Below are 23,374 nucleotides of genomic sequence, written 5' to 3' on the forward strand. Positions count from 1 at the left end.
GGACATCGAAATGCCCGCCCCCGAATCCACCCTCCTCCAGAGCTGGCACCACAACGCCCAATCCTGGATCGAGGCCATCCGCACCGGCACCATCGAAAGCCGCCTGAAAGTCACCGACCAGGCCATCCTGCTGGCGGTACTCGGCCGCCAACCCGAGCGCGTGCTCGACCTGGGCTGCGGCGAGGGCTGGCTGTTGCGTGCGCTGGCTGACTGCGCCATCCAGGCGGTTGGTGTGGATGGCGATGCAGCGCTGGTCGAGGCGGCGCGGGCGGCGGGCTCTTCGCGGGTGCATTTGGCGAGCTATGAAGAGTTGGTGGAGGCGAAGGTAGACATTGGCAGCAACTACGACCTGATCTGCGCCAACTTCGCCCTGTTGCACCAGGACATCATTCCCCTGCTCGCGGCCATGAACGCCCTGCTCGTCCCTGGTGGCACGCTGGTGATCCAGACGCTGCATCCGTGGACCGCGGCGGCGGGCGACTATCAAGATGGTTGGCGGGAGGAGACCTTCGCGGGGTTCAAGGGGCAGTGGCAACCCATGCCGTGGTACTTGCGAACGCTGTCCAGTTGGCTCAATGCTCTGGACATCGCCGGTTTTCGGCTGGCCAGCCTGCAGGAGCCGCAGCACCCGCAAAGTCCTGTGCCGCAGTCGTTGCTGCTGGTGGCTGAGCAAAACCCACTCACTACCGCGAAAGTAGTCGCGGCAATGGGTGCTGACTGACAGGCAGAACTGCATCACGCCCCGTCGGGATAGTTGCTTTTCGATTAAAGGTGCAAGACTTGCAAAAATGGAATCGTATCGATTAGTACCGATAGGTTGCCTGCACTGAAATTCCATTCGCACTATTTTTGTAGTTGGCACTGTATTCCGGTTGAAGTCCGGAGTTGTTCGAATGCTGTACTGAGGCTTTTGAATCCCAGAGATAGCCATAAGCAAAGTCTAATGTCAGATCGGCGCTCGGCGAATAAGCGCCGCCCAAGGTCACGGCCTGGCGATTCCCGACCGGAACGCGCACGCTGCGGTCGGCATTTCCAACGGGCGTCTGATCATAGGCATAGCCTGCGCGTATCAGCCATTGCGGGGTCAATTGATAGGATGCGCCAACCGCGGTGGACCAGGTGTCGTGCCAGTTCATCTCTTCGGCCACACGCCCCAGGCCAGCAGCCTGGCCCATGGCGGAAACGCCGCTGTTGATTGCTTCGATCTTCTGAATCCGGCTCCAGCGTGTCCAGGTGGTCCCCAGGTATCCGGTCCAGCGACGATTGAATCGATGGGTGATGGACGTATCCACTGATTCGGGCATCGTAAGATCTATCTTGGTGTCATACTTTCCATCCAGCGGGATAACGCTCGGGGAGCCGGAAACCTCAGTGTGCCCTTTGAGCTGATAGTTCACCTTCGAGTGATAGGTAATTCCCCAACGGGTTGCCTCATTAAAGTCGACCAAGAGTCCGACGTTGTAGCCAATCGCCGTGTCATCGCCTTTGATGGTAACCAGTGTGTCCTGGCCGTTGTTCAGGGCGCCGGTTGCCATGTAATTCTGAAGCTTTGCATTGAAACGGTTCAGGGTCGGTCCACCCCCAATAGACACGTAATCATTGATTCGATAGGCAATGGTGGGCTGCAGGGTTATTTCCTTGGTCGTGCTGTAGGAGCCATGGTAGCGACCCTGAAAAGAGCCCTCGTAATCATTGATCAGACCACTCGGGGCATAGAGGCCCAGCCCCACCGAAAGACGCTCATCAAGCGGTGTCGACATATAGGCGAAAGGAACGGCCCCCAAAGGTACCGAGTCCCCCTCATTCGTGCCTGGGGCACTGCTCTGCGCATCACTGATATCGTCGCTCACCGAAACGATCGCGGCACCGCCGGAAATCTCACTGCGCTTCAACTTAGTCAGGCCAGCAGGATTTCCATAGATGGTGCTGGCGTCCAGCGCGGAAGACGACCTTCCTGCATAAGCAGTTCCCGCACTGCTTGCACTTTGTTCGTTTAGAGCAATGCCATTGGCACCTGCAATGGAAGAGGCGCTGAGCAGGGCCATGGCACTGGTGACCTTAATCCAGACAGCATACTTTCGCTGAGCAGAGAGACACGGGATCACACGGCTATTCAGTTTCATTATCCACCTCTTGTTTATTGTTTTTATTGATTGCACGCAGGCAAGGCTTCGCCTTCCTGTGCACTTTTCAGTGCCGGTTGGAATTGATCGAAGTTGTGTAAAAGGCCCTGACTGAACAACACCAGGGCACGACTGACGCGATTACGGATGCGAATCAGAGACTCAATTAAGCCACTCGGTTTGAAAGCTATAACGCCCCAAAAGCGGAGCCAGGACTTCTTGGGCAGTTCCGGCCCGGATGCAGGCGACATGCCCACGGCGATTGTCCTGCACGACCTCAACAGCAATATTCGAAAGCCCCAGGCGTTCCACTTCTTCCTGGACTACTTTGGCAATCTCCCGCTGTAGCAAAGCGGGCTTGAATATCTTGCCCACGGCAGTCAGTGGCAACGCCTCGAGAATTTCAATGCGCTTGGGGACTGCTGCCCTCTCGCTGATGTTGAGATGAGCGAACGCCTCAAGTTCTTCGGCGTTGCAGACTTGTCCGGGACGCAGTTGAACGTAGGCGACTGGCACCTCGCCCGAGTAGGCATTGGGGCTGCCAATTGCAGCGGCCAAGGCGACGGCGGGATGCGCCTGCAGAGCCTCCTCGATTTGCTTGGGATCAATGTTGTGGCCGCCGCGAATGATCAACTCCTTCTTGCGTCCGGTCAGCCAGAAGTACCCCTGTGCATCCTGACGACCCAGATCGCCCGTATTTAGCCAGCGCTGACCGTCGATATCGATCCAAAGGCCCTGGTTATGACGCGCCTCCAGGTAGCCATCGAAGACATTCGGGCCACTGATCGTGATGAGGCCGATCTCATCCACGTTGGCGTCGCGCAGATACTCTCCAGAATCATCGAGCACGACCGCGCGCATATTCTGGTAGGCAATCCGCATCCCGATGGAGCCGATACGGCGCTCGCCATGGGGCGGATTGATTGAGGAAACGCAGGTGCCCTCCGTCAGACCGTAACCTTCAAGGATCTTTACCCCGGTCCGGCGCTCGAACTCCCGGAAAAGCTCAGCCGGCATGGGTGCGGCGCCACACATTGCATAGCGAAGACTGGACAGGTCGCAGCCCTGCCATTCATTTTGCAGAAGTGCGGCATAGACAGTTGGCACGCCGGAAAAGAGGTTGATACCGAAGTGCTCGACCATCTCCCAGAATCGTGGGATCACCCCCTCGCCACGATACCCATGAGGCGTGCCGAGGATCACATGGTCGCCCTGAGTCCAAGGCACCAGCCCCGTCACCAGTTGTCCATTGACATGAAACAGCGGCAGGCCACAAAAGATGACCTGGCCACCACTGCGTGGCTGCAAATGAGCGGCTACGGCCCATGCGTTGAAAACTTCAGAGCCATGGCTACGCGCGGCGATCTTGGGAAGCCCGGTGGTGCCGCCCGTACAGATGTAGGAGGAGCACTCATCCTGGCGGATTTGCCGACCACTCTTCAGGTGTGTGTGCGGCTGAGTACTCATCAGCGATTGCCAATCGTGGATCGCGATATCTCGGTGTAAGTCTCGTTCCTTCAGTGCCGCTGCTTTCAGGGCCCCACGCACGGGTTCGGCGACATAGGGCTCCATGCTGACCCACACGACAGACCTGACCGTGGGCAACTGATCCAGTTGCGAAGCCAGTTTGGGCCACAGATCGCTGCCCGCCGTTGGCGCGAGCGTCACTACCACGGATGCCTTCGCAGCATCCAGCAAGCCAGCTATCTGCTTGGCCTCGAGCAGCGGATTGATTGCCATGACGATGCCCGCCGCCTCCGCGCCCCATATCGTGAAATGGGTTTCCGGCAGATTGGGCAAGATAAAGGCAAGCACCTCGCCCGGTTTTATACCCAGGTCATGGAAAGCATTCGCCGCGCGGGTGATATCCGCGAAGAGCTGGGAGTAGTTCCATTTGTAGGTGCGCTTGAAATCGGCGGCATCGGCGAAGAAGCTAAGCGCCGGTGCCTGGGGGGAGCACCGGGCTGCCTGTCGCAGCGCTTCATAAGTGCTGGATGCCAGGCCACGTTCCGACAGGGGGACTTGTTCGAGGCTTTCGATGTCACTCAGGGTCTGCACAACCATCAGGCTTCCTCCACGACTCGGTTGCGTTGCACGCCGAGGTCGATCACGCCATCGGCGCTGCGAATGCGCGCCTCAACCACGTCACCTGGCTTGAGATATTGCGTCCGACCTTCCTGCGCCTTGAGGAAAAGCTTCCATTTGGTGGCTTCTGGCATCAGGGCCGCAATACGCTGTTTGCCAGGCGAAGGTACCGTGAGCGCACAGCCAGCAGGCGTACCGGTGGCGATCAGGTCTCCAGCGGCGAAATCTTGCAGGGCGGAAAGTTCGGTAAGGGTTTCAGCGGGGCCGTAAACCAGGTTGGCCGTGCTGTCGTTCTGTCGCACCTGGTCGTTGACCGTCAGGCGCAGTTGCAGCTCTTTCAGGTAACGAATGTTCGTGGCATCCAGAAGGCAGAGGTACGGGCCGACCGGACCGAAAGTGCGGAAGCTCTTGCCCTTGTAGAACTGCATCTGAGGAATCTGAATGTCACGAGCCGAGTAGTCGTTGACGATGACGACGCCTGCAATGAACTCATGCAGATTGGCGTCGGTGACAACAACAGCGCCGTTGATCGCGCGTTTCATCACCAGCCCCAGTTCGATCTCGTAGTCGAGGAAGCGCACGGTCCGTGGCTTGATCAGGTCGCTGTCAGCCGCCACCAGGCAACTCGTCGCCTTGGTGAAGATCATGTTGAATTTCTTCGCATCCGGGTCCATGCCCGACTCGATCATGTGCTGACGGTAATTGGCGCCCTGGCAGACGAACTGCTGGTTACGGGTCACCGGCGACAGCAGTTTCACTTCGCCCTCCGCAAGCTCCGTACCTGTTATTTGAGCGAGGTCGTCGATACTGTTTTCGCGAATGAAATCACCGGTGGTTTCAAAAGCACCGGGGACAACCGTGATACGGCCCTGGCGTAGCACGCCCCAGTGGATACCGTTCTGAAATTCGAAGCGGACTACGTGTACAGCAGACATTGAAGGTACTCCTGGAGCGGCGTTTGTCCCACGCTCGGCGGCGCGAGAACTGTGGTGTTGTTCTGAGGGGGGCTGGCAACGCTGTAGACCAACGATCCGCCGGCGATCAAGGCGCCGGCTTTGAGCACATCCCGACGGCCATACCTGGTTGTATTGCCCGACATGGCGGCAGCTCTACCCGAACATCCGCATGAGTGTTATCAACTTGCGAATGCTCAAGTCCGGACTGCGTCGCAGGTTGCGCAACAACGCACGCAGATTGGCCAGGCTCATCTTCGGTTTTGTAAAACGCTTGGGCATGCGCTGCCCCCACTGCGCCATTGCCTCGGGGCTCACGGGATGAATGCCCGTAGGCTGTGCAGCCGTGAAAATATCCCCGTCGCAGTAATGCTCGTGCTTATCGCCCCAAGGGTCTTGCCAGTAATCGAAGATCTGACTGCCCAGAATGTGTCGGCCGATGCCCCATGAGTGCACCCAACCGCGCTCGCGCAGGACGCGCTGCCCCATGCCCACAGCGTCCGCATCGACGACCTCATAGGCGCTATGGCTATAGGTCGCCATGAACCCTTGCGCTATCGCGAGCGTATGGTGATCCGCAGGAGTGTCACCAAGGTCAAGGCGCATAAAGGTGACAATAGGTGTGCCATCGGGGAGTACCTGTACGTCGCTGGGAATCAACCCGAAATGCTTCGTATACCAGGCGCAGGTCGCCTGGTAGTCGGCCACTTCGATGACGATGTGGCCCAGTTTGAGGACTTCAGCCGGAGCGATCGGCGGGCGCTGCGTGGCGTTGATTCGCGGTTGCTCCTGCGCCAGATTCCAGGAAAGAGGAGCTCTGTGTCCCAGCGTTATACCTGCCGTCTGGTCGCAAACAGCTTCCACGATGAATCCGGAAGGATCGGTGAGTTTGACGCAATACCCACCACCAGGATGTTCTGATTTTTCTAACAATGACGCGCCTGGGATGCGCGTCAGTTTTTCCAGATCCTTGAGCGACTGGACTGCCAGTCCGAACCCGACAAAACGTGCATGTTCTGCACGATGGACACGGTAACAGTATGCAGTGGGGGCGGTGGCGCGCAGGTAAAGCGTATCGGCGTCCTGCTGACTTACCGACAGGCCGAAGTCGGTCAGGAACCGCGCCGCCTCGTTCAAGTCCGGCCGTTGAAAGATCAGGTGCGTCAGATCCTGGGCCTTCACCGTCGGTTGCGGATGCCGGGCAGGTTGTGGTGTCGCTAACCGGGGCATTTCATTTTTGTGGGTCATTGTTCTTGTTTTCCGGGTTTTCAGGGTAAAGCCGTCCCCGCACCCCTGAAAATCCAGGGGTGTCTGGTTGACTCGGTTAATGAATCAGTCGAGGGAAGGCAGTGCTGGCAACTCGCTGGTCGCCAGCGCTCTAGCCTCTTCAGGCGGGACGCCCAATGCCCGCAGCACCAGCTCGGCCGTGTCAGAGCCCGATTCGCGCCACGTCCTGTGGCCTTCCAGCACCAGGAAAATCGAGCCCAGGACACTGCTCGATATCAGCGTCATTACCGAGAGCAATTGCCCCTTTTCAAACGTGTACCGCCCACTGGACAGTCCGCTCAGAAGATCGGTCGTCGCTTGGCTGCTGAACATTTCGCGCAACGAAGCATTGCTCATGGCGAATTTATGGATGAACGCCCCCCACTGAGAGTCTTCGTGCGCTCGACGAATGAACAATCGAATGCCATTGGCAAGGCGCTGAGCCGGATCAGTGAAGGAGTTGAAGCTCTTGTTAACACGCTCATGCATCTCCTTGGCGAGATGGCTGGCGACCGCCTCGAACAGGCTTTCCATGTTGTCGATGTTGCTATAGACCGTTCCGCGCGCCACGCCTGCCTCTTGTGCGAGGTCAAGAATGTTCACTTGTGAGGTGCCTCTTTCAGCGAACAGGCGAAAGGCGGCTTGATGAATACGGCGCTGTGTTGGGTTCAGGGATTCCACGGTTCTCTCTCCAGGATTACCTTATGGCCTGATTGAACACTTGTGTTCAGTTTCCGTCAACAACGTTTTTTGAATTAAATACGTTTTTCTCAATGAGATCCTTTCTATGGCGTAAAGCCCGGGTAGATCGATTGGATATGGCAGGAACGTTGAAGGGCTCTACACATTGACACAACTGAACACGCGTGTTCAGCTATGTCGTGTTTCTGGCTCGCCGTCCCGGCAGGTCATCAAACCGGCCCCTCGATGCAAACCAGGAGCTCAACAACCTGAGCAAGCACTGTGCAGACGGTGCTCAAACGGTATGACCCTTAGCGATGGCTGGCCGAATTCTCATCAGCTGAAGGACAGAACATGACCGGCTCAAAGCTCTTCAAACCGCTTCGTTTGCCTAACGGCACGGTGATTCCCAACCGAATCGCCAAGGCTGCCATGGAGGAGAATCTTGCCAATGAGGATCACGCTCCAGGGGATGCGCTGGTTAAGCTCTACCGGCGTTGGGCGGACGGTGGGGCCGGCCTGATCATCACTGGCAACGTCATGGTTGACCGCCACGCCTTGACCGGACCCGCTGGCGTAGTGCTTGAGGACGATCGGAACCTGGGCCAGTTCAGGCTATGGGCCGATGCTTGCCGCAGTCGCGGAGCCCAGGCCTGGATGCAAATCAATCATCCCGGACGGCAGCTATTGGTCTCCATGGGGCAATTGGCACGGGGCCCCTCCGCGGTGGCTGTCGACATTCCCGGACTATCAAAGGCCTTTGTGCCGCCCAGAGCCTTGAATGAGCAGGAGATCGAAGAGCTGATTGAGCGCTATACCCAGGCTGCAGTGCTGGCTGAGCGCGCCGGATTCACCGGCGTGGAGATTCATGCAGCGCATGGTTACCTGTTCAGCCAATTCCTCTCCCCCTTGACCAACCGGCGTAGCGACCGCTGGGGCGGCGGCCTGGAAAATCGTGCGCAAATTCTCCTGCAAACCATCGATGCAATACGCCGGCGAGTGGCACCGATCTTTTGCGTCGCTGTGAAGCTCAATTCCGCGGACTTTCAACGCGGTGGTTTCGATGCCGAGGATGCGGCGCGCGTGGTGGAAATGCTCAACGCCAAGGCGGTCGACCTGGTCGAGTTGTCCGGTGGCAGCTACGAAAGCCCGGCGATGCAGGGGCAAACCCGCGATGGCAGTCGCCTGGCTCGAGAAGCGTATTTTCTCGAGTGCGCGGAAAAAATAGGAGAAATCGCGCGCATGCCGCTGATGGTCACCGGCGGCGTGCGCAGAAAGGAGGTCGCGGAGCGAGTGGTGAGCGGCTCGGTGTCGATGGTGGGGCTTGCCACTGCGCTGGCAATCGAGCCGGCCCTGCCAAGCCAGTGGATGGCAGGTCAGGACACCGAAGTGGAGCCGATCGTCGTCCGCTGGAAGAATAAGGCGCTGGCGTCGCTTGCAGTGGCGTCGGTGGTCAAGAAGCAACTCGGCTTGTTGAGCCAAGGCAAACAGACAAAACCCAGGACGTCGCCACTCATGGCATTGATCGGCAATCAGCTGAAATCTCGTCGCCAGGCGAAGAACTATCGGCAATGGATTGGCCGGGCTTAGCCGGCCGAGGATGACATCAGGACTAGGGTAGCGGCTTACCAGCGATTTTCTTGGCTCTGGCAGGTGTTACGCCCAGCGCCTTGAGAATCATCTCGGCAACCTGCAGATCGTGCTCCGCCACCGCACGCCCTTCCACAACCGAACGCATAGCGCCGGTTGTGCACGATACGACCATGTCCAGGGCGATCCCTTCGTCCTCATAAGCGAAAGTCCCCGCGCGCAGCCCTTCACGCAAGTCGCCCAGCACATGGGCGGCCAAGCGCGAGCGCATGGTCTGATCGGAATGGATGATGCGCAGCAGTGCGTTAGCCCATTGATGGTCGTACGCGGCCCGGCAGATGAACATGCGCACGCCAATCGAAAGCCGCTGTGCACCGCAGTGTACGTCCGAGCTCAGGACGGAAATGGCATCGGAGAACTCGCTCGCCATGGCGATGCCAACCGCCTCGAGGACTTCATCGCGCGTTCGAAAATAGTTGTAGATGGTGCCGTTGGATACCGCGGCCTCCGTGGCGACATCGAGCAGTGCAATCTCCCCCACTTCCTTGCGTGCGACCAGACGCAACGCCGCGTCCACCAGGCCGCGACGGGTGCGTTCCCGCTTCTTGTGGCCTCGAGTGAGAGGCTCTTGCTCAGTTGCTTCTGAAGGAAAAATGGGGGAAGGCATCTTCACGCTCTTAATCGAGGAGGCTCGTTTATGGTAATGGAAACGTTGTCGGCCGTGGAATCGGCGCTACCCATCAGGATCAGGCAGTCTCGAACCAGGCTGCCTGCCTGTGCGCCGGGAGCGTGGTGCATGATGATACGGTCGGGGCGGATCGCGACGAGCGTGCCTTTGGCAGCCAGCGCCAGGATGTCATGGTTCAGGTCTTCGATGAAGTCGCAAGCGCTGTCGGAGCGCTGACCGCAGGGTCCGATCTGCAAGAAGTGACCTCCCATCTGTATCCAGGAAAAGACCTCGGCAGCGCTCAGCAGCGACAATGGGTCGACACCGAATCCGACCAGGGTCAGGTTGTGTCCAAGCGCATCGTCGCTCAGTTGGATCTGCTGTTGCGTGTTGCGTACCCAGGCCTGGGGAAACAGGCTGCCACGCACCAGTTTGTCGCCACGACGATGACGCATGAACAGACCGTTTTTGAAGATGTTCTTCGGTTTGATGTCCAGTTGTTCGAAGTACTTTCTGGAAGCGGGAGTCAACGCCAGCGCGCGCATCATTGCGTGGATGAAGAAAGCGGCGACCTTGTTTCTTGGCATCACCAGACGGCCCATGAGTTTTGCCAGATTGATCATCGCCTGGGCATGGGGGCGGCGCTCTACGTCATAGGTATCGAGTACTGAAGGCGCGGCTTGGCCGTGAAGGACCCAGGCCAGTTTCCAGGCGAGGTTGGCGCCATCTCGAAGCCCCGCTACGAGACCTTGCCCGACAAAGGGGGGAGTAATGTGGGCTGCATCCCCTGCAAGGAAAACTCGCCCCTTGCTGAACCTGTTGCAGCAGCGCGCGTGGAATCGATACACCGCCTTGCGCTCGATTTCCAGCGCCTGCGGATTGATCCATGGCGCAATCAGCCGGGCGATGCTTTCCGGGCTTTCCAGCTCTTCCCGGGATTCGCCTGGGTGCAGCATGAACTCCCAACGCTCCCTTCCGCCGGGCGCAGGCATGTGCGGCGTTGGGCGCATTGGATCACAGAGAAACTCAACGTGATCAATGGCGGACTTATGCCGGTTTTTTACATCGACAATCAGCCAATCCTCTGTATAGGTTTGTCCTTCGAATTCCTGGCCAATCAAGGCCCTGACCCTGGAGCTGGCACCATCCGCACCGATCAGGTATCGGGCGCGAATGAAATGCAGAAGGCCGTCCTGATCCCGCACGGAGGCGACGACACAATCCGATTCCTCGACCAGATTCTCGAGCTCGAAGCCACCCAGGCTGGTCACCGACTTCAGCCCGCAGACCTGTTTACGCATCGCGTGTTCGAGGTCGGGTTGATAGAAAGTCACCAGTTTGGGGTGGCCGTCGATGCACCCGGCGGTGTTGGCCCGACTGAATTGCCCGAGGACCGGGGAATGCATCTTCACTTCAGGGATAGCGATCTTCTCGAAAGCATCTTCCGACAATCCGGCGAGTTGCAGGATGCGAAGCGCCTCGTTGTCCAGAGCGATGGCACGAGGCATCAGCAGGACCTCATGGGTCTTGTCCAACACCAGTGTCTTTACTCCATAGCGGCCGAGCAGCGCCGCGATTGTCGCCCCTACCGGGCCGTTACCGACGACCAGCACATCGACGGCGGTGGGAGGCAGTTGCGAAGCTTTTTTGTTGTTGTTCATCTCGAGCCCTTGTTGTGATTGAAGTCGTGAGACGCGCCGGTCTCATCGTCAGGCAAGGTGAAGGTATGTAAAATTGAGACATATTTCAATATTGAAATTTTCGTCATTACCATGACGAGATCATTACCGCCCAGACACACCCACGCATCACAGCAGAATTACTTTCGTGAGCTAGAAACTACCAGCAGCGCTACTTGCAGAAATATCAGTTCTGCTAATACCCTTGTCACCATGAAAACACGCCGCCCCCTTACCCCTGAAGAAGTCGCCGAGAGCTCCAGGCTCAAGGCTATTTATGACCAGCGAAAGTCTGCTGCCAAAGCGGCTGGATCAAATCTCACTCAAGCGGATGTGGCTGAGGCTTGCGGATGGTCTGGCCAAAGCGCCTTCAGTCAGTACGCAACCGGCAAGGTTCCACTGAACGTCGAGGCACTCCTGAAACTGGCAAAAGCCTTGCGCTTCGATGCCAGTGAAGTGAGCCAGCGCCTGATGTCGACCGTTGCCAGCGTCCAGCCTTCCGAACGCATCCAGCCGAGCGTATTGATGTCGGACATCGAACCTTGGGATGACGACACGCCCCTGGATGACGATGAAGTCTACGTTCCCTTCCTGCGCGAAGTGGAACTGGCAGCCGGATCAGGCCGTTTCGTCATTGAGGAAAGCGACGCTGCCCGGCTGCGCTTTTTCAAGAAGGACCTTCGCCATAACAGCGTTCAGTTCAGCAACGCGAAGTGCGTGGTTGTCAGCGGCAACAGCATGCTGCCAGTGCTGCGTGACGGCGCAACCGTGGGCATCAATATCGGCAAGAGCTCACTGGGCGATATCGTTGACGGCGACATGTACGCCATCAACCACAACGGTCAGCTACGTGTGAAGCAGGTTTACCGCCTGCCGACGGGCATCCGTCTGCGCAGCTTCAATCGCGACGAGCATCCGGATGAGGACTACACCTTTGCAGAAGTTCAGGAACAGCAGATCGTGATCCTGGGCCATGTGTTTTGGTGGGGGATGTTTGCCCGCTGATTGACGTTCACATGCCCGTCAGGCGATGAGGTTGCAGCTAAAAAGCCGAAGCATCAAAAACCCGCCAGGTGCGGGTTTTTTTACGCCCCGCCAAAATATTATTAGCAGTGCTATTTACATCAAATATAAGCACTGCTACTTTCATCTCAAGAAATCAAATATCGAATCGCTAGTTAGATCTGACGGCCAGCGAGGTATTGACCGAACTGACGCATCGCCCGGAAGCGGCGCGAGCCACAACGAAAGCATCACTTCTGCCCATTCACTGAGTGGGCAGTGGGATGTAGGCCTACATCAAACGAAAGGCTCATTGGAGCAAAAGGTGACATCAACATGAATTAAGGAAAATGACCATGACCGTAGACATCAGCAACTACACAATCGCTACACCGCTTCCGATCTCCGAGACCAACCCCATCGCACTTGAGCTCATCGGCTGGCGGGCGCTGCTTGAATGCCCGCAAGTCATTTCGATGCTTCCAGATGGCTCGCTGCAAATGACGGCACCGACGCTCGGCGCTTCGAGCAAAAGCACGCACCGCACGCGCTGCGAGTGGAAAGAGCCGGGTTATTGGCTGCTCACCAGCGCTGCTGACCACTGGAACCGACAAGAAATGCGCCTGACGAAGGTCAACTCGCTGCAGAAGGTGGTGATCGGCCAGATTCATGTGCAGGGTTCAGAGCGACCACCGGTGAAAGTGTTTTGGAACAAAGGCCGAATCACCATGGGGTTCCGGTCGAGTTATCTGCAAGAAGACCCGGTGAACACCACGGTCCTGGAAAACGTGCCGCTCGGAGCACTGTTCAAAATCAACATTCACGCCAATTCGAGCGGCGCTGTCTCCGTTTCGGCGAGCTGTAACGGCGTCAAATCGACCTCCGCAATCATGCGCCTCGACAATACCTGGGACACGAAAACGCTGGCCTTCCACGGCGGTGTGTACAACCAGATCGACTACTCCGACACCACCGACCCCGAAGACGGTTCGGTGTGCATCATCAGCGACCTTTCCATCACCCATGTTTGATATCGCGCAGCCTGTAGGAGCCAGCCGTGCGGCGATCGACGCACCGCTGGCTCCTACGAAAAGCGGCCGGATCAACTCTTTACGTGCAGCGTATCATCGGGCAATGACTGGAAGTCATCCACCACCTTGTCTGTAGTAATGACCGCATCAAGGCCCCAGTCGCCAGGCACGTGCCAATCCTCTCCAAACATCTCCGCCGGATGCATCGTCCGTTCGGAACCATTGCCGCATGCCAGGGACTTCGCCGGACAATACAGGTCGCATCCCCAACAGATCCGTTCGGGGTGCTTGGGGTTGACGGGGAAATTCTTGGCCATGCCGATCTCCGATCATTGAGTGGCGTTTTTCCAACCTACAGCCCTTGCGCAATGCCAGCCTTGATACATATCAAGAACCGGCATCGAGCCCCCTGCGCCATCCTGAGCCAACCGTTTAATTACTCAAAACTTGATAACAATCATTATTGTTCGCAGCAAAGCTTCCTAGACTCGGGCTCCTACTCATCGGTGTTCAGGAAGCTATTATGCGTACCCCTTTTTCGCTATCACTCGCCCTGCTCTTGCTCACACCACTGGCTCACGCCAAGGAATACCCGATCGGGGAACCACAGTTGTGTCCCGGGCTGGAAGTCGGGGCGGTGTATTTGCAGCCGATAGAAATGGCACCTGCGGGGATGATGCGCGCCACCGCGGATTCCGACGTCCACCTGGAAGCTGACATTCGCGCCACTGCGGACAATCGGCAGGGCTTTCAGGAAGGCAGTTTCGTCCCCTACCTGAACGTCTCTTTCAACCTGAAAAAACACGGCAGCGACCCCGAGATCAAAGGCGATTTCCACGCCATGGTGGCCAACGACGGTCCGCACTATGGCGACAACGTAAAGCTGCTTGGCCCCGGTAAATATCAGCTGACGTTCACCGTCCTGCCACCCGGCGGTCATGGCTCCCTCGGGCGCCACACCGATAAGGAAACCGGTGTCGCTCCCTGGTTTGAACGCTGCGAACTGCACTACGAATTCATCTACGCCGGAATCGGTAAAAAAGGCGGTTATTGAATGAAGCGCCTGCATCTTGCCTGGCTGATTGTGGCCGGAACAGTTGCACCGTTGACGGCCCATGCCGAGTTGCCGAGCTTTGAGCTGATCCTTCGCGATGGCCACTTCACGCCTGCCTTGCTGGAGGTGCCAGCCGGACAGCGCTTCAAGATCGTTCTGAAGAACGCCGGCCAAGGTCCGGCCGAGTTCGAGAGCACGCCGTTGCGGGTTGAAAAAGTCTTGTCGCCGGGCGTGACGACCTTCGTGGTCATTCACCCCCTGAGGCCCGGTCACTACCCCTTTTTTGACGAGTTCAATCCGCAATTGCCCGAGGGCGGCATCCTCGCGAAATAACCTGTTAGCGCACGGAGCTTCCATGAATCAATCAATGTTCATCGTCTGGCGCGAAAGCGTCGAGGCGTTGCTGGTGATCGGTATTCTCCAGGCCTGGGCCAGCCAGCAAGGCCAACGTAATCGTCTGGTCAAATTCCTCTGGGCGGGTGTGGTGCTGGGGTTGATGCTCTCGGGCCTGCTGGCGGTGTTGATTCTGTTTGCCGGTGAGGCCATGAGCGGGTCGGCCAGCGAATGGTTCCAGGCCGCACTCGCACTGGTTGCAAGTTTGTTGATGGTGCAGATGGTGGGCTGGATGCATCGCCACGGACGCACCTTCAACCACGATTTGCGACGACACGCCGATAGCCACCTGGCTCGACAAGGGGGCGCAGGTCTATTACTGCTGGCCATGCTCGCAATCAGCCGTGAAGGCAGCGAAACGGTGGTTTTTCTCTATGGCGCCGGCGCCCGGTTGCGCGGTCCGCAGCTCGGTTTGTTTGCCGTCGGCGGCGTGTTGGGACTGGTGCTGTCGGCGCTGACCATCACGCTGCTGCACAGCAGTCGCCGATTCATTTCATGGCAGCGATTCTTTGCCATCAGCGAAGTTATCCTGCTCATGCTCGGCGCAGCGTTGCTGGTCAGCGGGACCGAACGAATCGGCGGCCAACTGCTCGCCCTGGATTTGCCGGACGTGGTTTACAGCCTCGTTGGCGAAGCGCTTTGGGACAGCAGCACGTTGCTGAACGACAGCCACGGATTGGGTGGTTTTCTTGCCGGGTTCGCCGGTTATCGGGCAAGCCCCAGTGGCCTGACCTTGTTGGTGTGGATCGGTTATTGGCTGGCCGTCGGCGGCTGGCTACGGCAACGGACTGCGGAAAACCTGCCATGCCCGACCTGAGCCGACGCAATCGATGGCTCCAGCGTCTGGGCGACGGGATGCGTCGCCATGCACCCGTCATCCGTGCGGTGCAGTGGGCTGTTGTAGTGTTTTACGCGGTGCTGTTGGTGACCCCGGCGCTGTTGCCCCTGCCAGACAGCCAGGCACGGATACTCGACAACCTGACCTTGCTCGCGCAGTTTCTATTCTGGGGGATCTGGTGGCCGTTCGTGTTGCTGTCGATGGTGTTCTTCGGCCGACTCTGGTGTGGCGTTTTGTGTCCGGAAGGTTCGCTCAGCGAATGGGCCAGCCATTACGGTAAAGGCCTGGGTGTGCCGCGCTGGTTGCGCTGGGGCGGCTGGCCAACCTTGGCGTTCTGCCTGACGACCCTCTACGGCCAGTTGATCAGCGTCTATGACTACGCCCAGGCCGCGCTGTTGATTCTGGGCGGTTCGACCGTCGCAGCGGTCATCGTCGGGTTGTTGTTCGCCCGGGGCAAGCGAGTCTGGTGCCGTTACCTGTGCCCGGTCAGCGGCGTTTTCGCCCTACTCGCCCGGCTGGCCCCTGTGCACTTTCAGGTCGATGAACAACGCTGGCTAGAAAATGCCGCACCGCGCCTGCCGCCGCCCAACTGCGCACCCCTGCTCGATATCCGCCGCCTGCAAGGCGCCAGTGATTGCCACGCCTGCGGACGCTGCAGCGGGCAGCGCGGGGCCGTTCAACTGATCGCCCGCTCCAGCAATCAGGAGATTCTTCACGCGACGGCACAGACGCTGTCCCCTTGGGATACACGCTTGCTGCTGTTCGGCGTGATCGGCTTGGCCATGGGCGCGTTTCAGTGGACGGTCAGCCCATGGTTTGTCGCTCTCAAACAACACTTGGCTCAGTGGCTGGTCGAACACGACCAACTCTGGGCCCTGCAGGACAACGCTCCCTGGTGGCTGCTCACCCATTACCCGCAGCTCAACGACAGCTTCAGCTGGCTCGACGGTTTCAGCATCGTCGCTTACCTGAGCTTGAGTTCGATTGTGCTCGGCACGGCGTTGATGCTGCTTCTGCGTCTGACGGCCCGACTGGCGAGAGATCGCACACTGTATTGGCCCCTGGCGCTGACACTCACGCCTCTGGGGGGTGCCGGCCTGTTTCTCGGGCTGTCGGCCACCACCGTCAAATTACTGCGTTATGAAGGTCTGCTGCTGGAGTGGGTACAACCGGCCAGGGCCTGTCTGTTATTGGCCGCGATGGGCTGGAGCCTGCTACTGGGTTGGAAACGGCTGAGTCGCGAAGGTCTTTCCCAGGTACGACGCGGGTCCGCCATCGCTTGCCTGCTCCTGGCCGAAGGCATGGTGGGATTTGGCTGGTGGTTGCAATTCTGGGGCTGGGCTTGAGTTCCCAGCCCCGTTACCCCCGCAACACGAAGGCTGGAAACAACTCGCGCATGGCCTCCCACAACTCTGGCAGCAATGCTTGAGCCGACACGCTTGGCAGCAGCGGATCGAACATCCGTTCGGTGCGAACCAGTTGCACGGCAAAGCGTTTGACGCCGAGCGCATTCAAGCGTTTGGCCAGAATCAGCAGACGCGCCGGCTCGAACAGATGCCAATGCACGGTGGTGCGACATTCGTAATCGACACCACTGGCCAGCAGATGCTCGAGGCTGCGCCAGTTGGCGGTCCCGCTGCCCTCGACCCGGGTGATGGCCTGGCAATCCTCGGGCAACGCCTTGACATCGAAACCGACCCAATCCGCTCCGGTCAATGCCTTGGCAAATGCAGCAGGCTTGATGCCGGCGCTGTGCAAGCCGATGCGAAATCCCATGTCCCGCACTTCATCCATGGCGCCGAGCAAACCATCCTGCAAGGTTGGCTCACCACCGCTGAACACCACGGCATCAAGCAGGTCCTGACGACGTTGCAGAAATGCCAACACCCGCCGCCAATCCACTTCCTCACTGCCACGAGGGGGAATCAGCTGCGGGTTATGACAATAACGACAACGCCAGGCGCAACCCTGGCAAAACAGCACGCAGGCGAGCTGTCCCGGATAGTCGATAGTGGTCAGGGGCACCATGCCCCCGACCCGAAGCATTCGACTCATTGGCGCCCGGCCAGTGCCGCGCTTTCAGTGAAGTGCACCCGCTCGCGGTGCTCCGACTGTTTACCCGGATTGAACGCCGACACGGGACGGTGATAGCCCATCACCCGGGTCCAGACTTCGCAGCGTTGACGTTGAGCCTGGGGCAGTGTTTGCGATGCAGTCATGATGAAGCTCCTTGCGGTTGAGTGGATCGAAATCAGTGAACGGTGCCGAGCTTCTGCTCTTGCAGCAGCAGTGCTTCGTCGCACTTGGGGCAGAACTCATGCTCGCCATCGAGGTAGCCGTGCACCGGGCAGATGGAGAACGTCGGGGTCACGGTCAGGTACGGCAGGCGGAAGCGGCCAAGGGCTTTTCGCACCAGTTGCTTACAGGCCTGGGTCGATGAAATCCGCTCGGCCATGTACAGGTGCAGGACCGTGCCGCCGGTGTATTTGCATTGCAGTTCGTCTTGAAGTTCCAGCGCCTCGAAGGGGTCTTCGGTGTAGCCCACGGGCAGTTGCGAGGAGTTGGTGTAATACGGCGCCTGCACACTGCCGGCCTGGAGAATGTCGGGATAGCGCTTGAGGTCTTCCTTGGCGAAGCGGTACGTGGTGCCTTCTGCCGGTGTCGCTTCCAGGTTGTAGAGATGACCGGTTTCCTCCTGGAAACGCAGCAGCGTGGCGCGTACATGATCGAGCATGTTCAGGGCAAACTTGCGGCCCTGTTCGGTGTGCATGCCCTCCTCGTCGCCGCTGAAATTGCGCAGCATTTCATGCAAGCCGTTGAGGCCGATGGTGGAAAAATGGTTGCGTAAGGTGCCCAGGTAACGCTTGGTGTACGGGTACAAACCGGCGTCCATGTGATGCTGAATGACTTTGCGCTTGACCTCCAGACTCTCCATCGCCAGCTCCATCAGCGTGTCCAGTCGCTGCAACAAACCACTGGTGTTGCCCTTGAACACATAACCCAGACGGGCGCAGTTGATGGTCACCACGCCGAGCGACCCGGTCTGTTCCGCCGAACCAAACAAACCGCCGCCACGCTTGAGCAACTCGCGCACATCCAGCTGCAACCGGCAGCACATCGAACGCACTTGATTGGGCTGCAGATCCGAATTGAGGAAGTTCTGGAAGTACGGCAGGCCGTAACGCGCGGTCATCTCGAACAGACGGTCGGCGTTTTCACTGTCCCACGGAAAATCATGGGTGATGTTGTAGGTCGGGATCGGAAAGGTGAACACTCGCCCTTTCGCATCGCCGGCCTGCATTACTTCGATGTAGGCGCGGTTGAGCAGGTCCATTTCGACCTGCAGGTCGCCATAGGCAAACGGCATTTCCTCCCCGCCGATGATGGGAATCTGCTCGCGTAAATCCTGCGGACACACCCAGTCGAAAGTCAGGTTGGTGAACGGCGTCTGGGTGCCCCAACGCGACGGCACGTTGAGGTTGTAGATGAACTCCTGGATCGCCTGGCGCACCTCTTGATAACTCAGCTGGTCCTTGCGCACATAAGGCGCCAGGTAGGTGTCGAAGGAGCTGAATGCCTGAGCACCGGCCCATTCGTTTTGCAGGGTGCCGAGGAAATTCACCATCTGCCCCAAAGCGCTGCTCAAGTGCTTCGGCGGACCGGCTTCAACACGCCCCGGCACACCGTTGAGCCCTTCGTGCAACAGGGTGCGCAGCGACCACCCGGCGCAGTAACCGGCGAGCATGTCCAGGTCGTGCACATGCAAGTCCGCCTCGCGGTGGGCCTGGCCGATGGCCTCGCTGTACACCTCGTCCAGCCAGTAGTTGGCAGTGACCTTGCCCGACACGTTCAACACCAGCCCACCCAGTGAATAGCCCTGATTGGCATTGGCCTGAACCCGCCAGTCTTCACGGTCCAGGTACTCGTTCATCGAGGTCGCCACTTCGACCATGGTCCGGCGGTCCCGACGCAAACGCCCGTGTTGTTCGCGGTAGACGATGTAGGCCCGCATGGCGAAGAAGAAACCGGCGTCCATCAACACCCGTTCGACACGATCCTGGATCTGCTCGACATGCAGCCTTGGCAGTCCGTCCAGCCGAGCGAGTACCGCCTGAAGCAAACCTTCAACCTCAACCTCGGTGTACTCCCCGGTTGCCTTGCCGGCAGCGATCAATGCCTGACGGATTTTGTCGGCATCGAAGGCGACCAGACTGCCATCGCGCTTGTGCAAGCGGTTACATCCTACTGAGATCAGCGTGCTCTGCATTCGGCCTCCAGATACTACATATAGATGTTTATATACAAACAAACACAACATGCAGTGAAGACTACGGACAAAGGACTGATCTGCAATTGATCGATATCAAGATTTGGCGGTGAAAAAAACCGCCCGGAGGCGGTGAAGGGAAATCCGGTGCGAACACTGTGGCGAGGGAGCTTGCTCCCGCTCGGCCGCGAAGCGGTCGTAATCCTGCACACTCAATTTGTCTGGATAATCGTGGTGCCTCATTTAGGTTGCTTCGCAACCCAGCGGGAGCAAGCTCCCTCGCCACAAGTATTGTGTTTGGCAAACTCTTTCCTTAATAGATCAGCTCAACCCCCACTCATGTTCATGAACCGCACAATCTGCACCTCCCCTTCGGGACTGAAATCGTGGCGCAATGGCTTGCCGCGCAAGGCCTTCTGCACGGCGTTGATCACGGGCTGGTCATCCAGCGGATAACGCCGCAGCAATCCTCTTAAATCCAGCGCGTCGTCCTGCCCCAGACAAAGCAACAGCTTCCCTTCAACCGTCATCCGCACCCGATTACAGCTGCCACAGAAGTTGTGACTGTTGGGCGAAATGAAACCGATCCGGGTATCGGGATGGCGTTCCAGGCGCACGTAGCGCGCAGGTCCGCCGCTGTTTTCAGTGCTGTCGAGTAACCGATGCTGGCTGGCGATCAGCGCCCGCACTTCGTCGCTGGAACAAAACGATTCGCCCCGGGAACGCCCGACGTCGCCCAAGGGCATTTCTTCGATGAAACTGATATCGATGCGCTGATCGATGGCGTATTGCACCAACGCCGGGACTTCATCGAAGTTGCGCCCTTTCATCACCACGCAGTTGAGTTTGATCCGCTCAAACCCCGCGTCCCGCGCCGCTTCGATGCCGTTGAGCACCTGATCGAGATCGCCGATGCGGGTGATCGCCCGAAATTTCTGCCCGTCCAGGCTATCGAGGCTGATGTTCATCCGCTTGACCCCCGCCTCCACCAATGGCCGGGCCAGGCGGCTCAGTTGCGAGCCGTTGCTGGTCATCACCAGTTCGCGCAAACCGGGCAGCGCGGCGATGTTGCGGCACAGTTCGACAATGCCCGGACGAATCAGCGGCTCGCCGCCGGTCAGGCGGATTTTGCGTACGCCCAACCCGACGAACAGCGTTGCCAGACGCTGCAACTCTTCCAGCGTGAGCACCTGCTGACGCGGCAGGAAGGTCATGTTTTTCGCCATGCAATACACACAGCGAAAATCACACCGGTCCGTCACCGACATCCGCAGATAATCGATCTGCCGTCCAAAGCCATCCTGCATTACAGCGTTCATCACATCTCCCGGTTTGCCTCGATGCTCACTGCACCAGCGGTGAGTCGGCACCCTGCAAGTGGATGCCGCGAATATCCGCCGCACCGATCAGGGTTTGCAGGTACTGCACCAGCGCTTTTTGCCAGACGCCTTGCTGCAACTGCGTGCGAATAGCCGTCGACACCACTTCATAGGGCAACGGCATACCTTCGATCCGCTGATCGACACTGACCACATGCCAGCCGTAGCGACTTTCCAGCGGTTTGCTGGCCAGGCCCGGCGCCAGCGTGAACAGCTGACGCTCCAGTTCGGGCACGGTCTGGCCCTTGCTGATCTGCCCCAGGGAACCGCCCTGGGCCTTCGACGGGCAGGCCGAATACTTCACGGCCAGCTCGGCGAAACTGCCGGGAAAATCTTCCAGACGTTGCAGCAGAACTTCCGCCTGATCATGGGCAACGGCGCGTGCCTCAACATCATCCGGCGCACACTCGAGGAGGATGTGCCGAACCGCCAGCAACGGTGCGCTGTGAAAGCGCCCGCGATTGTTTTCGTAGTAACGCAGGCTGGTTTCCTCATCGCATTGCGGCACGTGAACCTCGCGTTCGAGCAACAAGCGCGTCGCCGCTTCTTCTTCGTTCTCGCCAGCGCCAATTTCCATCGACACGCCGAGTTCGGCAATGCGCTGCTGCAACAACTCGCGGATCACCAGCGCCCGGGCGGCCAGGTACACCGCTTCTTCGCGGCTTTCGGCCGGGTGATATTGCAGCTCCTGGGCCATAGCTTCTGGTGTGATCGACACCTCGTTGACGCTGATGATCGGCCACTCCTGTTCGCTGCTGGCGATCAACTGCGCCGGGGCGTCATCGGCAGCCGCCGGCTCAACCGGGAGAGCTTCAAACTGCGCCTCTGCGACCGGCGCGATGTCGAGAACGTCCTCGGCTTTTTTGGAAGACCCACAGCCACCGCTGCCGCCGTTACCACCACCACATCCACATCCACCTGACATGATTGTCTCCTCAGTACTTCTGACGAACGATTTGATAACGACGCCCCAGGTACCAGATCGGTGCGCTGATCATGTGTACGAGACGGGTGAAGGGGAACAGCACAAACAAGGTCAAACCGAGAAACACGTGCAGCTTGTAAGTCAGCCCGACCGGCGCGATGGCCGCCGCCGCTTCCATCGGCCGCAACAGCACGGTGTTCTGCGCCCAATCGGCGAGCATCACCATCACCGAGCCGTCCATATGTGCGGTGGACGCCGAAATCGTCAGCAGCCCCAGCAGTAACTGCGCCAGCAGCACCAGCAGAATCAGGATGTCTGAAGGGCTGGAGGTGGCGCGTACCCGAGGATCGGTGAGCCGCCGATTGACCAGCATCAGCAAGCCGATCAAGCACAGCAGGCCAAAGAACCCGCCAGACACCATGGCCAGTAACTGCTTGTTCTCGGTGCTTATCACGTGGTGATAGACCGACGCTGGCGTCAGCAGGCCAACGAAGTGCCCGGCCAGCACGAACAACACACCGACGTGAAAGAGGTTGCTCGCCACGCGCATCCCGCGCTGATTGAGCATCTGGCTCGAACCTGCCTTCCAGCTGTATTGCGACAGGTCGAAGCGTGCCCAGCTGCCAATCAGGCAAATGGCCAAAGCGACGTAGGGATAGATCCCGAATAACAACAGATTCCATTTAGACATTACCGACCTCCTTGGCTGGCGCGGCGGCCAACCCTTCATGCTGAAAATCCACCCAGTGCAACGGCACTGCGCTTTCTTCCCGAGCCTTGCCCGGTGCGCTAGGCAGTGAACTGCAACGGTCCTGCTGTTCGGCCTGGAGGAAGTCCACGGCCTCCTCTTCCCAGATCTTGTCGAGTGCTTCTAGGGAGTCGTCGCGCGGTTCCGCCGCCACCTGCGCCCGCAGGTCGGCCACCGCCTGATGCGGTTCGGCCCCGGCGATTTGCAGCAGCGCCCGGAAGCAACTGGCATAGGCGCTTTCACGCTCTTCCAGACGTGCGGCGAGCAAGGCCAGCAAGTGCGAAACATCCGCCAGGCCCTCGCGGGCCTCGATGTCTTCGCGGGTGGACAAGAACTCCAGGTACAGCGGGATATAGTCCGGCAGCTCTTTGACGCCGATGGCAAAACCGGCTTCTTCGTATTGCGCCATCATGTCGACCATCGCCTGGCCACGGTCGCGGGACTCGCCGTGCACATGTTCAAACAACAGCAACGACAGCGAACGACCCCGGCCGAACAGCGCACCGTAGTGCTCCTGCCCATCCATCAGGTCATTGGCGCAGATCAGTTCGAGCAATTCGAACAACGCGCCGCGCTGTTTAGGGCTAATTTCCCGTGACTGGATGATCGCTTTCTCTAGTTCGTCGCGACCGCCAATCAGCGTCTCGGTCGGGTAATCGAGCAGCAGCGAAATCACTTTGAGAATTTGCATGC

23 protein-coding genes are annotated in these 23,374 nt (G+C 58.8%); 8 read left to right on the forward strand and 15 right to left on the reverse strand.

Annotated elements, in window-relative coordinates:
• The first annotated feature begins 10 nt into the window (after window positions 1-10).
• Window positions 11-721, forward strand: a complete 711-nt coding sequence (locus ACZ89R_RS05495) for a class I SAM-dependent methyltransferase (protein ID WP_429546439.1) — start codon at window positions 11-13, stop codon at window positions 719-721.
• A gap of 82 nt (window positions 722-803) precedes the next feature.
• Here the strand turns inward: ACZ89R_RS05495 and ACZ89R_RS05500 are convergent, their stop codons facing one another.
• The 5 genes from ACZ89R_RS05500 to ACZ89R_RS05520 all read right to left on the reverse strand — a co-directional run bounded on the left by ACZ89R_RS05500 (window position 804) and on the right by ACZ89R_RS05520 (window position 7,108).
• Complete coding sequence (locus ACZ89R_RS05500) at window positions 804-2,123, reverse strand: outer membrane protein transport protein (protein ID WP_429546438.1); 1,320 nt, start codon at window positions 2,121-2,123, stop codon at window positions 804-806.
• Window positions 2,124-2,285: 162 nt separating this feature from the next.
• Window positions 2,286-4,187 (reverse strand): acyl-CoA synthetase, encoded by a 1,902-nt coding sequence (locus ACZ89R_RS05505; RefSeq protein ID WP_429546437.1) that lies wholly within the window; start codon window positions 4,185-4,187, stop codon window positions 2,286-2,288.
• On the reverse strand, window positions 4,187-5,143 hold the full coding sequence (locus ACZ89R_RS05510) for a fumarylacetoacetate hydrolase family protein (RefSeq protein WP_429546436.1): 957 nt from the start codon (window positions 5,141-5,143) through the stop codon (window positions 4,187-4,189). Before ACZ89R_RS05510 ends, ACZ89R_RS05505 begins: the two co-directional genes overlap by 1 nt.
• Window positions 5,144-5,317: 174 nt before the next feature.
• Window positions 5,318-6,409: a VOC family protein gene (locus ACZ89R_RS05515; RefSeq protein WP_429546435.1), complete on the reverse strand. Its 1,092-nt coding sequence runs from the start codon at window positions 6,407-6,409 to the stop codon at window positions 5,318-5,320.
• A gap of 84 nt (window positions 6,410-6,493) precedes the next feature.
• Window positions 6,494-7,108 (reverse strand): TetR/AcrR family transcriptional regulator, encoded by a 615-nt coding sequence (locus ACZ89R_RS05520; protein WP_429546434.1) that lies wholly within the window; start codon window positions 7,106-7,108, stop codon window positions 6,494-6,496.
• A 354-nt stretch (window positions 7,109-7,462) separates the two neighbouring features.
• Between ACZ89R_RS05520 and ACZ89R_RS05525 the strand changes: the two genes are divergently transcribed.
• On the forward strand, window positions 7,463-8,698 hold the full coding sequence (locus ACZ89R_RS05525) for an NADH:flavin oxidoreductase/NADH oxidase family protein (RefSeq protein ID WP_429546433.1): 1,236 nt from the start codon (window positions 7,463-7,465) through the stop codon (window positions 8,696-8,698).
• A gap of 22 nt (window positions 8,699-8,720) precedes the next feature.
• Here the strand turns inward: ACZ89R_RS05525 and ACZ89R_RS05530 are convergent, their stop codons facing one another.
• Together ACZ89R_RS05530 and mhpA are read right to left on the reverse strand one after the other, a co-directional pair.
• Window positions 8,721-9,365 carry a TetR/AcrR family transcriptional regulator gene (locus tag ACZ89R_RS05530; RefSeq protein ID WP_429546432.1) on the reverse strand — a complete coding sequence of 215 codons (645 nt, stop codon included), beginning with the start codon at window positions 9,363-9,365 and terminating at the stop codon, window positions 8,721-8,723.
• A gap of 2 nt (window positions 9,366-9,367) precedes the next feature.
• Complete coding sequence (gene mhpA / locus ACZ89R_RS05535; protein ID WP_429546431.1) at window positions 9,368-11,026, reverse strand: bifunctional 3-(3-hydroxy-phenyl)propionate/3-hydroxycinnamic acid hydroxylase MhpA; 1,659 nt, start codon at window positions 11,024-11,026, stop codon at window positions 9,368-9,370.
• Between the two features lie 231 nt (window positions 11,027-11,257).
• Here mhpA and ACZ89R_RS05540 point away from each other — a divergent pair, with 231 nt between their 5' ends.
• Together ACZ89R_RS05540 and ACZ89R_RS05545 are read left to right on the forward strand one after the other, a co-directional pair.
• Window positions 11,258-12,049 carry an XRE family transcriptional regulator gene (locus ACZ89R_RS05540; protein ID WP_429547892.1) on the forward strand — a complete coding sequence of 264 codons (792 nt, stop codon included), beginning with the start codon at window positions 11,258-11,260 and terminating at the stop codon, window positions 12,047-12,049.
• Window positions 12,050-12,402: 353 nt separating this feature from the next.
• Window positions 12,403-13,077 (forward strand): polysaccharide lyase family 7 protein, encoded by a 675-nt coding sequence (locus ACZ89R_RS05545; protein WP_429546430.1) that lies wholly within the window; start codon window positions 12,403-12,405, stop codon window positions 13,075-13,077.
• A gap of 71 nt (window positions 13,078-13,148) precedes the next feature.
• On the opposite strand, the gene ACZ89R_RS05550 is transcribed toward ACZ89R_RS05545, so the two are convergent.
• Window positions 13,149-13,394: a DUF3079 domain-containing protein gene (locus tag ACZ89R_RS05550; protein WP_429546429.1), complete on the reverse strand. Its 246-nt coding sequence runs from the start codon at window positions 13,392-13,394 to the stop codon at window positions 13,149-13,151.
• 206 nt (window positions 13,395-13,600) lie between these two features.
• Here ACZ89R_RS05550 and ACZ89R_RS05555 point away from each other — a divergent pair, with 206 nt between their 5' ends.
• The 4 genes from ACZ89R_RS05555 to ACZ89R_RS05570 are packed head-to-tail and all read left to right on the forward strand — an operon-like array spanning window position 13,601 to window position 16,708.
• Complete coding sequence (locus ACZ89R_RS05555) at window positions 13,601-14,131, forward strand: iron transporter (protein WP_038982871.1); 531 nt, start codon at window positions 13,601-13,603, stop codon at window positions 14,129-14,131.
• Window positions 14,132-14,464 (forward strand): cupredoxin domain-containing protein, encoded by a 333-nt coding sequence (locus ACZ89R_RS05560; protein ID WP_429376085.1) that lies wholly within the window; start codon window positions 14,132-14,134, stop codon window positions 14,462-14,464.
• Window positions 14,465-14,486: 22 nt separating this feature from the next.
• Window positions 14,487-15,341 (forward strand): FTR1 family iron permease, encoded by an 855-nt coding sequence (locus ACZ89R_RS05565; RefSeq protein ID WP_429546428.1) that lies wholly within the window; start codon window positions 14,487-14,489, stop codon window positions 15,339-15,341.
• Window positions 15,329-16,708 (forward strand): 4Fe-4S binding protein, encoded by a 1,380-nt coding sequence (locus ACZ89R_RS05570; RefSeq protein WP_429546427.1) that lies wholly within the window; start codon window positions 15,329-15,331, stop codon window positions 16,706-16,708. Before ACZ89R_RS05565 ends, ACZ89R_RS05570 begins: the two co-directional genes overlap by 13 nt.
• Before the next feature lie 13 nt (window positions 16,709-16,721).
• On the opposite strand, the gene ACZ89R_RS05575 is transcribed toward ACZ89R_RS05570, so the two are convergent.
• From ACZ89R_RS05575 to narJ, 7 genes are all read right to left on the reverse strand, one after another.
• Complete coding sequence (locus ACZ89R_RS05575; RefSeq protein WP_176466953.1) at window positions 16,722-17,417, reverse strand: anaerobic ribonucleoside-triphosphate reductase activating protein; 696 nt, start codon at window positions 17,415-17,417, stop codon at window positions 16,722-16,724.
• Window positions 17,414-17,581, reverse strand: a complete 168-nt coding sequence (gene nrdD, locus ACZ89R_RS05580) for an anaerobic ribonucleoside-triphosphate reductase (RefSeq protein WP_017338867.1) — start codon at window positions 17,579-17,581, stop codon at window positions 17,414-17,416. Before nrdD ends, ACZ89R_RS05575 begins: the two co-directional genes overlap by 4 nt.
• A gap of 32 nt (window positions 17,582-17,613) precedes the next feature.
• A complete protein-coding gene (locus ACZ89R_RS05585) occupies window positions 17,614-19,629 on the reverse strand; it encodes a ribonucleoside triphosphate reductase (RefSeq protein WP_429546426.1) in 2,016 nt (671 codons plus the stop codon).
• Between the two features lie 326 nt (window positions 19,630-19,955).
• Window positions 19,956-20,948, reverse strand: coding sequence for a GTP 3',8-cyclase MoaA (moaA, locus tag ACZ89R_RS05590; protein ID WP_429546425.1), 993 nt, complete (start codon window positions 20,946-20,948; stop codon window positions 19,956-19,958).
• Between the two features lie 25 nt (window positions 20,949-20,973).
• Window positions 20,974-21,933 carry a peptidylprolyl isomerase gene (locus tag ACZ89R_RS05595; RefSeq protein WP_008067098.1) on the reverse strand — a complete coding sequence of 320 codons (960 nt, stop codon included), beginning with the start codon at window positions 21,931-21,933 and terminating at the stop codon, window positions 20,974-20,976.
• 10 nt (window positions 21,934-21,943) lie between these two features.
• A complete protein-coding gene (gene narI, locus ACZ89R_RS05600; protein ID WP_429546424.1) occupies window positions 21,944-22,624 on the reverse strand; it encodes a respiratory nitrate reductase subunit gamma in 681 nt (226 codons plus the stop codon).
• The gene (narJ, locus tag ACZ89R_RS05605; RefSeq protein WP_102614424.1) at window positions 22,617-23,372 is read right to left on the reverse strand and encodes a nitrate reductase molybdenum cofactor assembly chaperone; all 756 of its coding nucleotides are present in this window, start codon (window positions 23,370-23,372) and stop codon (window positions 22,617-22,619) included. The genes narI and narJ overlap by 8 nt, the downstream gene beginning before the upstream one ends.
• Window positions 23,373-23,374 lie beyond the last annotated feature (2 nt).

It is taken from the genome of Pseudomonas sp. TE3728, from assembly GCF_056279145.1.

Bases quoted from the DNA above. Each gene is read 5' to 3' on its own strand.
- ACZ89R_RS05495 (WP_429546439.1), top strand. From the start codon at position 11: ATGCCCGCCCCCGAATCCACCCTCCTCCAGAGCTGGCACCACAACGCC.
- ACZ89R_RS05540 (WP_429547892.1), top strand. From the start codon at position 11,258: ATGAAAACACGCCGCCCCCTTACCCCTGAAGAAGTCGCCGAGAGCTCC.
- ACZ89R_RS05500 (WP_429546438.1), bottom strand. From the start codon at position 2,123: ATGAAACTGAATAGCCGTGTGATCCCGTGTCTCTCTGCTCAGCGAAAG.
- ACZ89R_RS05510 (WP_429546436.1), bottom strand. From the start codon at position 5,143: ATGTCTGCTGTACACGTAGTCCGCTTCGAATTTCAGAACGGTATCCAC.
- ACZ89R_RS05530 (WP_429546432.1), bottom strand. From the start codon at position 9,365: ATGCCTTCCCCCATTTTTCCTTCAGAAGCAACTGAGCAAGAGCCTCTC.
- ACZ89R_RS05515 (WP_429546435.1), bottom strand. From the start codon at position 6,409: ATGACCCACAAAAATGAAATGCCCCGGTTAGCGACACCACAACCTGCC.
- ACZ89R_RS05595 (WP_008067098.1), bottom strand. From the start codon at position 21,933: ATGTCAGGTGGATGTGGATGTGGTGGTGGTAACGGCGGCAGCGGTGGC.
- ACZ89R_RS05550 (WP_429546429.1), bottom strand. From the start codon at position 13,394: ATGGCCAAGAATTTCCCCGTCAACCCCAAGCACCCCGAACGGATCTGT.
- nrdD (WP_017338867.1), bottom strand. From the start codon at position 17,581: ATGACTGCATCGCAAACACTGCCCCAGGCTCAACGTCAACGCTGCGAA.
- narJ (WP_102614424.1), bottom strand. From the start codon at position 23,372: ATGCAAATTCTCAAAGTGATTTCGCTGCTGCTCGATTACCCGACCGAG.
- ACZ89R_RS05570 (WP_429546427.1), top strand. From the start codon at position 15,329: ATGCCCGACCTGAGCCGACGCAATCGATGGCTCCAGCGTCTGGGCGAC.
- ACZ89R_RS05565 (WP_429546428.1), top strand. From the start codon at position 14,487: ATGAATCAATCAATGTTCATCGTCTGGCGCGAAAGCGTCGAGGCGTTG.
- ACZ89R_RS05555 (WP_038982871.1), top strand. From the start codon at position 13,601: ATGCGTACCCCTTTTTCGCTATCACTCGCCCTGCTCTTGCTCACACCA.
- ACZ89R_RS05575 (WP_176466953.1), bottom strand. From the start codon at position 17,417: ATGAGTCGAATGCTTCGGGTCGGGGGCATGGTGCCCCTGACCACTATC.
- ACZ89R_RS05545 (WP_429546430.1), top strand. From the start codon at position 12,403: ATGACCGTAGACATCAGCAACTACACAATCGCTACACCGCTTCCGATC.
- ACZ89R_RS05585 (WP_429546426.1), bottom strand. From the start codon at position 19,629: ATGCAGAGCACGCTGATCTCAGTAGGATGTAACCGCTTGCACAAGCGC.
- ACZ89R_RS05560 (WP_429376085.1), top strand. From the start codon at position 14,132: ATGAAGCGCCTGCATCTTGCCTGGCTGATTGTGGCCGGAACAGTTGCA.
- ACZ89R_RS05505 (WP_429546437.1), bottom strand. From the start codon at position 4,187: ATGGTTGTGCAGACCCTGAGTGACATCGAAAGCCTCGAACAAGTCCCC.
- mhpA (WP_429546431.1), bottom strand. From the start codon at position 11,026: ATGAACAACAACAAAAAAGCTTCGCAACTGCCTCCCACCGCCGTCGAT.
- moaA (WP_429546425.1), bottom strand. From the start codon at position 20,948: ATGAACGCTGTAATGCAGGATGGCTTTGGACGGCAGATCGATTATCTG.
- narI (WP_429546424.1), bottom strand. From the start codon at position 22,624: ATGTCTAAATGGAATCTGTTGTTATTCGGGATCTATCCCTACGTCGCT.
- ACZ89R_RS05525 (WP_429546433.1), top strand. From the start codon at position 7,463: ATGACCGGCTCAAAGCTCTTCAAACCGCTTCGTTTGCCTAACGGCACG.